The organism is Nonomuraea ceibae, from assembly GCF_019396325.1.
GTDB classification, from domain to species: Bacteria; Actinomycetota; Actinomycetes; order Streptosporangiales; family Streptosporangiaceae; genus Nonomuraea; species Nonomuraea ceibae.
On the sequence record NZ_JAHKRO010000199.1, the window covers coordinates 1 to 9,289 of the forward strand.

8 protein-coding genes are annotated in these 9,289 nt (G+C 72.4%); 7 read left to right on the plus strand and 1 reads right to left on the minus strand.

Going from position 1 to position 9,289, the window contains the following annotated elements:
• A partial coding sequence (locus KME80_RS48490) for a helix-turn-helix domain-containing protein (RefSeq protein WP_219519353.1) occupies positions 1-459 on the plus strand: 459 nt, incomplete at its 5' end.
• A gap of 77 nt (positions 460-536) precedes the next feature.
• Here the strand turns inward: KME80_RS48490 and KME80_RS48495 are convergent.
• Positions 537-1,691: an ROK family transcriptional regulator gene (locus tag KME80_RS48495; protein WP_219519355.1), complete on the minus strand. Its 1,155-nt coding sequence runs from the start codon at positions 1,689-1,691 to the stop codon at positions 537-539.
• 166 nt (positions 1,692-1,857) lie between these two features.
• Between KME80_RS48495 and KME80_RS48500 the strand changes: the two genes are divergently transcribed.
• From KME80_RS48500 to KME80_RS48525, 6 genes are all read left to right on the plus strand, one after another.
• Positions 1,858-3,162, plus strand: a complete 1,305-nt coding sequence (locus KME80_RS48500; RefSeq protein WP_219519356.1) for a glycoside hydrolase family 36 protein — start codon at positions 1,858-1,860, stop codon at positions 3,160-3,162.
• Positions 3,159-4,034 carry a carbohydrate ABC transporter permease gene (locus KME80_RS48505; RefSeq protein ID WP_219519359.1) on the plus strand — a complete coding sequence of 292 codons (876 nt, stop codon included), beginning with the start codon at positions 3,159-3,161 and terminating at the stop codon, positions 4,032-4,034. Before KME80_RS48500 ends, KME80_RS48505 begins: the two co-directional genes overlap by 4 nt.
• Positions 4,035-4,041: 7 nt before the next feature.
• Entirely contained in the window at positions 4,042-4,851 is an 810-nt protein-coding gene (locus tag KME80_RS48510) for a carbohydrate ABC transporter permease (RefSeq protein ID WP_219519362.1), read from the plus strand.
• 12 nt (positions 4,852-4,863) lie between these two features.
• Positions 4,864-6,201 carry an ABC transporter substrate-binding protein gene (locus KME80_RS48515; protein ID WP_219519364.1) on the plus strand — a complete coding sequence of 446 codons (1,338 nt, stop codon included), beginning with the start codon at positions 4,864-4,866 and terminating at the stop codon, positions 6,199-6,201.
• A gap of 15 nt (positions 6,202-6,216) precedes the next feature.
• Positions 6,217-7,761, plus strand: coding sequence for an alkaline phosphatase D family protein (locus KME80_RS48520; RefSeq protein WP_219519367.1), 1,545 nt, complete (start codon positions 6,217-6,219; stop codon positions 7,759-7,761).
• A gap of 10 nt (positions 7,762-7,771) precedes the next feature.
• Positions 7,772-9,289, plus strand: a 1,518-nt coding sequence (locus KME80_RS48525; protein WP_219519370.1) for an NEW3 domain-containing protein, incomplete at its 3' end; no start/stop codon positions are given.

The window sequence follows — 9,289 nt, forward strand, 5'->3', positions numbered from 1 at the left end:
GGTTGGGCGGGCGAGACGGCGGCTGGGGAGGTGGCGGTGGTGGCGGGGGTGGGGGCGGCGCGGGAGCTGGTGATGGGGGCGGTGGAGGAGGTGCTGGTCGTGGCGACCGCGTCGGTGCGGGCGGGGGAGGAGGGCGGCGACGGGCGGGTGCGGCGGGCGCTGGCGTTGATCGCGGCCGAGCCGGGGGCGCCGCACACCGTGGGGTCGCTGGCGCGGGCCGTCGCGCTGTCGCCGTCGCGGTTCGCGCACCTGTTCGCGGAGGAGACGGGGCGGACGCCGATGCGGGCGGTGCGGGAGGCTCGGCTGCGGCATGCGGCGATGCTGCTGGAGGCGACGGACCTGGACGTGGGCCGGGTGGCGGCGGCGTCGGGCTTCGTCAGCCCGTTCCATTTCAGCCGCGCCTTCCGTAGAGAGCACGGGGTGCCGCCGCGCGCCTACCGGGCCCGCGTGCGAGGGTGAGCGGCGCACCGCCGCGCCGACCGGACGGCGCGCGGCCGTGAGCGTGCGGCGGCCGGCGCCGCGCGCGGGTGGGCGGGTCAGCGGGAGAGGGGGAGGGGGCCGGCCTCGGGGGTGAAGAAGCGGCGTTCGACGTGCTCGACGGCGTAGTCGATGGCGCCGACCACCACGCATTCGTCGCCGAGCGTGGAGGCGCGGATCTCGGGGGTGCGGATGCAGCGGCGTTCGAGGCGGTCGCGGAGGGGGCCGAGGAGGACGTCGGCGGAGCGGGAGAAGCCGCCGCCGAGGACGACGACCTGGGGGTCGAGGAGGAGGACCATGGCGGCGGTGCCGACGGCGAGGTCGTCGAGGTAGCGGCCGACGGCTTCGAGGGCGACGGGGTCGCCGTCGCGGGCGGCGGCGAGGGTGTGGCCGGCGGCGTCCTCGGGCGGGGTGCCGGGCGGCACGGCGGCGCTGGTGTTGAGGTGGTCGGGGGCGTCGAACCAGCGGGCCTCGGGCAGCATGGCGATCTCGCCGGCGGCGGCGCCGAAGCCGCGGTGGACCTTGCCGTCGATGATGAGCCCGGTGCCCATGCGCCTGCCGACGTGCAGGAAGACGACGTCGCGGGCGTCGCGGGCGACGCCGCGGCGGGCTTCGGCCAGGGCGGCGAGGCGGCTGTCGTTCTCGACGAGGATCTCGCACGGGAACATCTCCCGCAGGCGGCCGGCCAGGTCGAGGCCGGTCCAGGCGGGGACGGCGGCCGAGAAGGAGATGCGGCCGTCGGGGCTGATCACGCCGGTGGTGCCGGCGGCGAGGACCCACAGGTCGTCGGGGGTGCGGCGGCTGAGGGTCAGGCAGCCGGAGACGGCGCGTTCGATGGCGTCGAGGCGTTCGTCGAGGGGGGCGTCGGGCTCGACCGGCTGCCGGGTCTCGGCGAGCACGCGGCCGTCGAGGTCGGACAGGGCGGCGCGGACGTTGTGGCCGCCTATGTCGACGCCGACGAGGTGGCCGTTCTCGGCGCGGAAGCGGTAGCGGCGCGCGGGGCGGCCCATGGTGCCGGGGCTGGGCGGCACCTCCTCCACCCAGCCGAGGGAGCTGAGCTCGTCGACGACCTCCTTGGTGGAGGGGCGGGAGAGCCCGGTCCGTTCGGCGAGGGCGGAGAGGGTGAGCGGGCCGGTCTCGCGCAGCGCCCGGATCGCGGTCAGCGAGTTGAGCTGCCTGAGCCGGGACAGGTCGCCGCCGCGTAGGTCTGCCAACGCCCCGTCCTTATGTAGGTCTCCTTTGTATGCGCCGATTATGCCAGCCGCCGGGCAACAGCAAGACCATCAAGAACCCCCACATGACCCGGTAATCCACCATTGACCCACAGAACTCAACACTGCTACTAATGAAGCGCTCCTTCGTAAGTGAGATGAGGTTCGAGTGTCTTTCGCAGACATCGGCGAGGTCGCGTGCGCGCCGGAGAAGGCCCGGGTGTTCGAGCACGGCTGGCAGTCGTGGAGCCCCACCGGCGCGTACCGGCTGGACGACACCCCTCCCCGCCCGGCCGACGGCAACATCCAGACCCTCTGCTACCGCCCCGGGACGCCGGTCCCCGCCGGCTCGTTCCAGGGCGAGGGCCTGCTCGCCGTCGACCCGGGCGACGGCGGCCCGGTCGAGCTGTGGTCGGCGCCCGGCCCGCTCGCCGTGCCCTCCATCCGGGCGCGGCCGGTGGACGGCCGGCTGGTGATCTCCGCCGACGGACCCGTACGGCACGAACGCGTCGAGGGCGGCCTGGACCGCGCGCTGCGCCACTGGGCCGACAGCCTGGCCCCGGGCCGCGCCTTCCCGGCGGTGCCGCCGATGTGGTGCACCTGGTACGGCTACTTCGACAAGGTCACCGAGGCCGACGTGCTGGAGAACCTGGCGCTGGCCGCCGAGCACGAGCTCGGCGCGGACATGTTCCTCATCGACGACGGCTACGAGGCGGGCATCGGCGACTGGCTCGACCCCAGGCCGGGCTTCGGCTCGCTGGAGCGGGCCGTCGGCGAGATCACCGCGACCGGCGCCCGCGCCGGGATCTGGACCGCGCCGTTCCTCGCCGGGCACGACAGCCGCCTGTTCCGCGAGCACCCCGACTGGCTCGTCGGCGGAGCGCACGCCGGTCACATGTGGGACCAGGACCTGGCCGTGCTCGACGTCACCCACCCCGACGCGGCCGCGTACCTGGTGGGGGTCTTCGCGCGGTTCGCGGCGATCGGCATCACCCACTTCAAGCTCGACTACCTCTACGCCGGCGCGCTCGCCGGGCGCAGGCACGCCGGCCTCGACCCGATCGCCGCCTACCGGCGCGGCCTGGAGCTCGTCCGCGAGGGCGCCGGCCCGGACGCCACCCTGCACGGGTGCGGCGCGCCGATGCTGCCGAGCATCGGCCTGGTCGACATCATGCGCGTCAGCCCCGACATCGCGCCCACGCTGCACCCGAGGAAGGGCGACATCAGCCAGCCGTCGCAGCTCGGCGCCCGGCTGACCGGCGCGGCCCGCGAGTTCCTGCACGCCCGCTGGTGGGTCAACGACCCCGACTGCCTCATCGTCCGCCCCGAGGTGGAGGCGCGCGAGGAGTGGGCCGCGCACGTCGGCGCGACCGGCGGGCTGCGCGGCTCCAGCGACCCGATCGCCGCCCTGGACGCGTGGGGCCTGGAGACCACCCGGCGGATCATGAGGCCCACCAGCACGGAGCCGTCGTGAGGCGCCGCGGCTCCTGGTACGCCTACCTGTTCGTCGGGCCGAGCCTGCTGGGCGTGGTGGCGTTCCTGCTGCTGCCCGTGGTCATCGTCCTGGTCCTCAGCTTCTTCGACTGGGAGCTGCTGTCGGACCCGTCGTTCGCGGGCCTGGACAACTACGCCCGGCTGCTCGGCGACGGCGAGGCCTGGCACTCGCTCTGGGTGACGGTGCTGTACGTGGCGCTGTGCGTGCCGTTGCAGACGGTGATCGCGCTGGGCGCCGCCATGCTGCTCAACCAGCGGGTCAAGGGCGTGCGGTTCTACCGGTCGCTGTTCGTGGTGCCGTGGATGGCCACCCCGATCGTGCTCGGCCTGGTCTGGAACTGGATCTTCGATCCGCGTGACGGCGCCATCAACCGGGCGCTGTCGATGGTGGGGATCACCGGGCCCGACTGGCTGTCGGACTCGGCGTGGGCGATGCCGGCCGTCGCCCTCGTCACCGTGTGGCAGTACAGCGGCTACAACATGCTGTTCTTCCTGGCCGGGCTGCAGGGCATCCCGCAGGAGCTGTACGACGCGGCGGCCACCGACGGCGCCACCCCGCGCCAGCGGTTCTGGCGGCTGACGCTGCCGCTGCTCAACCCCACGATGTTCTTCGTCATGGTGACGAACATGATCGGCGCCTTCCAGGTGTTCGACACCGTCTACGTGATGACGAACGGCGGCCCCTCGGGCAGCACCGCCGTCCTCAACTTCACGATCTTCGAGACCGCCTTCCGGCAGTTCGACTTCGGCTACGCCTCCACGCTGTCGATGCTGCTCTTCGTGATCATCCTGGTGGTCACGCTGGTGCAGGTCAGGTTCTTCGGCAAGCGCACCACCTACGACCTGAGCTGAGAGACAGATGACGAAGCGGATCCTGCTCTACGCCGCGCTCGTGGCGGGCGCGTTCATCTCGGTCTTCCCCTACCTGCTGGTGGTGCTGACCGCGTTCAAGACCAAGGCGCAGCTCAACTCCACCGAGCCGTGGCTGCCCGGACTGCCGCCGACGCTGGACAACCTGGGCCAGATCCTCGGCGGCGACTTCCCCCGCTACATCCTCAACACGCTCGTCATGACCGTGCTGCTGACGCTGGGCCAGCTCGTGTTCACCACGTTCGCCGCCTACGCCTTCGCCCGGCTGAACTTCCGCGGCAGGGACGTGCTCTTCTGGCTGTACGTGGCCACGATGATGGTGCCGAGCGCGGTGACGATGATCCCGCTGTTCCTCATCATGCGCGAGCTCGACCTGGTCAACACCTGGTACGGGCTGCTGGCCCCGTACATCCTGGGCACCCCGTACGGGATCTTCCTGATGCGGCAGTTCTTCAAGGGGCTGCCCGCCGGGTTGGAGGAGGCCGCGCGGATCGACGGCGCGGGGCCGCTGACGGTGCTGGTGCGCATCCTGCTGCCGCTGTGCAAGCCCGCGATCGGCACGCTGACGATCATCACGGTGATCTCGTCGTGGAACAGCTTCCTGTGGCCCCTGATCATCACCAGCGGCGACGGCACCAAGGTCATCACGGTGGCCATCGCCGCGCTCAAGGTCGGCATCGGCGTCGACCACAACCTCATGATGGCCGGCGGCCTGATCGCCCTCGTCCCCATGGTGGCGATCTTCATTTTCTTCCAGAAGTACATCGTCCGGTCGGTCGTCCTCACCGGCCTCAAGTAGGAGAGCCCCATCATGCGAACCCCCCGAACCCGCCAGGCCGCCCTGCTGGCCGCCGCCGCCCTGCTCACCCTGACCGCCTGCGGCTCCGGCGACGCCGGCGACGCCGGTGGCGGCGACGGTGGCGGCGACGGGGGCGGCGGCGAGAAGGTCACGCTCACCTACCGGCTCTGGGACGAGCAGCAGAAGGCCGGCTACGAGAAGGTCATGGCCGCCTTCGAGAAGGCCAACCCGACCATCGACGTGCAGATCGAGCTGCTGCCCTACGACCAGTACTGGACCAAGCTGACCGCCGACGCCGTGGCGGGCAGCGCGCCCGACGTGTTCTGGATGACCCCCACCCAGTTCCCCGAGTACGTCACCAAGGGCGTGCTCGCCGAGGTCAAGGTCGACGCCTCCAAGTACCACCCGACCGTCGTCGGCTCCTTCACCTACGAGGGCAAGCTGTACGGCGTCCCGAAGGACTGGGGCACCGTCGGCCTGCTCTACAACAAGGACCTGTTCAAGAAGGCCGGCGTCGAGATGCCGGACAAGCTCACCTGGAGCCCCGACGGCGGCGGCACCCTCCTGGAGGTCGCCCGCAAGCTGACCGTCGACGAGGCCGGCAAGCACCCCGGCGAGGACGGCTTCGACCCGGGCAAGGTCAAGACGTACGGGTTCGGCTCCTGGAACCACTACCAGACCCAGTGGATGAACTGGGTGAACTCCAACGGCGGCAAGCTCCTGGACAAGCCGTTCGGAAAGTACACCTTCAACGACGAGGCGTCGGTCCAGGCCCTGCAGTGGGGCGTCGACCTGGTCAACAAGCACCACGTGTCGCCGCCCGCCAGCCAGACGAACCCGCCCACCGGCAAGATCACCGACATGTTCACCGCCGGTGAGGTGGCGATGTTCCCGGCCAACAACGCGCTGCTGCCGTTCGTCGCGCCGGGCGCCGGGTTCGAGATGGGCGTCGCGCTCATGCCGGAGGGCCCGCAGGGCCGCTCGGTCAACCTCAACGGCCTGTCGGAGGCCGTCTACGCCAAGAGCGAGCACCCCGAGGAGGCCATGAAGCTGGCCGCCTACCTCGGCACCGAGGAGCCGCAGAAGCTCATGGCCGACGGCGGCTACGTCTTCCCCGCGATCAACGGCCTCGCCCAGGGCTACGTCGACTACTGGAAGGCCAAGGGCCTGGACGTCTCCCCGTTCCTGGAGGAGGCCGAGGGCACGACCTTCCCGCTGCCGGTCACGACCGGCTTCACCGGGTTCGAGACCAAGCTGAACCAGATCTTCAACGAGATGTACCTCGGCAAGCTCACCCCCAAGCAGGCCGCGGACCAGGCGGTCGCCGAGGGCAACGCCACCATCGAGTAGGGAGCCCCCCCACCCATGATCACCCGGCGTGCGTTGTTCGCCGGGGGCGCGAGCGTGGGCCTCGCCGCCGCACTGGGCCCCGGCCCGGTGCGCGCGGCGGCCGCTCGCACCCCCCTGTCCGACCCCTTCCAGCTCGGCGTCGCCTCCGGCGAGCCCGCCTCCGACGGCGTGGTGCTCTGGACGCGGCTCGCCCCCGATCCCCTCGCCCTCGACGGCTTCGGCGGCATGCCGTCCCGTCCCGTCCCCGTCCAGTGGCAGGTCGCCAAGGACGAGAACTTCAAGCACGTGGTGCGCCACGGCGTCGAGATCGCCCGCCGCGAGGAGGCGCACAGCGTCCACGTGGAGCTCGACGGCCTCGACTCCGGCGCCGAGTACTTCTACCGCTTCCGCACCGGCGGCGAGATCTCCGAGACCGGCCGCACCGTCACCGCCCCGGCCCCCGGCGGGCGCAGCCGCGACCTGAACCTGTCGTTCACCTCCTGCGCCGACTACCAGAGCGGCTGGTTCACCCCGTACCGCAGGATGGCCGAGGACCAGCCCGACCTGATCGCCTTCCTCGGCGACTACATCTACGAGTACGGCGACTACAAGTACCCCGTCCGCGACCAGGCCGGCGGCGAGTGCCTGGACCTGGCCGGCTACCGGCTGCGCCACGCCCAGCACAAGGCCGACCCGGAGCTGCGCATGGCCCACGCGATCGCCCCCTGGGTGGTGGTGTGGGACGACCACGACATCGAGAACGGCTGGGCCGGCGACGTCCCCGAGCAGCCCGACCCGCCCTTCCTCAAGCGCCGCGCCGAGGCCTTCCAGGCGTACTACGAGAACATGCCGCTGCGGCGCGCCCAGCGGCCGGACGGGTCGTCGCTGCGCCTGCACCGCTCGATCCGCTGGGGCGCCGTGGCCAACCTGCACCTGCTCGACACCCGCCAGTACCGCGACCTGTACGCGTGCACCGGCCGCAGCGGCACCGTCGGCCCCGACTGCGCGGAACGTTTCGCGCCCAACCGCACCATCCTCGGCCAGGAGCAGGAGGCCTGGCTCGACGGTGAGCTGAAGGGCTCGCGGGCCACCTGGGACCTGCTCGGCCAGCAGGTCTTCATGATGGAGATGGACTGGACCAACGGCGAGGGCAAGGGCTACTCCAACGAGGGCTGGGACGGCTACGTCGCCTCCCGGGACCGCCTGGCCGCCGCCGTCGACACGTACGGGCGCAACGCCGTCGTGCTCACCGGCGACGTGCACTCCCACTGGGCGGGCGAGATCAAGCGCGACTACCGCGACCCGGAGTCGAAGTCCGTCGCCGTCGAGCTCGTCACCACGTCGGTCACCAGCGCGGGCAACGGCATGGACGAGTATCCCGACACGCGGAACCTGCTCGCCGAGAACCCGCACGTCAAGTTCTTCAACGGCCGCCGCGGCTACGTCCGCACCCGCATCAGCGAGCGCGAGATGAAGGTCGACTTCCGCTCGCTGTCGCGCGTGACCGAGCCGTACGCCCCGGCCTACACCTCCGGCTCCTTCGTCATCGAGCCGGGCACCCCCGCACTCAACCCGACCTGACGGGACCCCCATGCGCACCGCACCGGCCGCCCTCGCGGCGGTCCTCCTCACCATGCTCTCCGTCCCCTTACCCGCCGCCGCCCAGGCCCCCGCGGCGGGGCCGCCGATGGGCTGGAGCAGCCGCTCGCTCGGCTGCTCGGTCTCCGAGACGTCCGTCAGGGCCGCCGCCGACGCGCTCGCCCCGCTCGCGCCGCTCGGCTACCGGTACGTCATCCTCGACGGCTGCTGGCTGGCCCCGCAGCGCTCCGGCGGCGCGCTGGCCGCCGACCCGGCCCGCTTCCCCTCCGGGATCGAGGCCCTGGCCGCGTACGTGCGCGGCAAGGGGCTCGACCTGGGCGTGAGCCTGTCGGCGGGCACCAAGGCGTGCGCCGGCGGCGGCCCGGGCTCCTACGGCTCCGAGGCCGCCGACGCCGCCCAGGTCAAGGCGTGGGGCGTCGGCTACGTCAAGTACGACTGGTGCGACATCCCCAAGGCCGACTTCCCCGGCCAGAACGTCGAGCGGATCGCCCGGACGCTCTACCCGCGCATGCGCCAGGCGCTCGGCGACGGCGTCGTGTTCGCGATGAACAACGAGGACGGCAGCACCGTCCCGTGGCTGTGGGGCAAGGAGGCCGGGGCCACCACCTGGCGGACCAACGTCTTCAACCGGCCCATCGCCGACAGCTACGCGACCATGGTCGACATCTGGGAGTTCAACCAGCTGCGCGCCGAGTACGCGGGCGCGGGAAGCTGGGCCGACCCCGACCTCATCCAGGCCGGGCTGGGCGGCATGACCGCCACCGAGTACCGCGCCCAGTTCTCCCTGTGGGCGATCGGCGCTGCCCCGCTGATCCTCCAGGCCGACCCGGCCAGGGCGCCGCGCGAGATCGTCGCCGACCCTGAGGTGATCGCCGTCGCCCGGGACCCGCTCGGCGCGCACGGCGCCCTGGCCCGCTCCGACGGCTGGTACCACGTGCTGGTCAAGCCGCTGGCGGGCGGCGACCGGGCGATCGTGCTGTTCAACGAGAGCGACCGGGCCGCGACGATCTCCACGGACCTCGGCCCCGGCCGCCACCGGATCGAGGACCTGTGGACCGGCGCGGTGACCGGCAGCACCGGCGAGCTGGCCGCCCAGGTCCCCGCGCACGGCGCCGCCATGTACCGGGTGTCGGACGGCCGCGCCGGTACGCCGCTGGTCACGTTCGAGGTCGACCCGGCCGCGCTCGGCGACGACCGGCCCTCCGTGCTGGAGCCCGGCGCGACCGGCGAGATCGTCACCCGGGTGGTCAACACCGGCGCCACCGGCGCGCTGCGCGACCTTGCCGTGACGCTGGCCGTACCCGAGGGGTGGCGGGCCGAGGCGCGCACGCCCGCCGCCACCGGCAGGCTGCGCGGCGGCGAGACGTTCGCCGTCACCTGGGCCGTCACCCCGCCCGGCGGCGCGGCGCTCACCGAGCACCGGCTCGCCGCCGTCGCCGCCTTCGCCGGCGGCCGGGTGCCGGGCGAGGCGGTCGTCAGGGTCGCGCGCGCTCCCGGCGCCGGCACCACC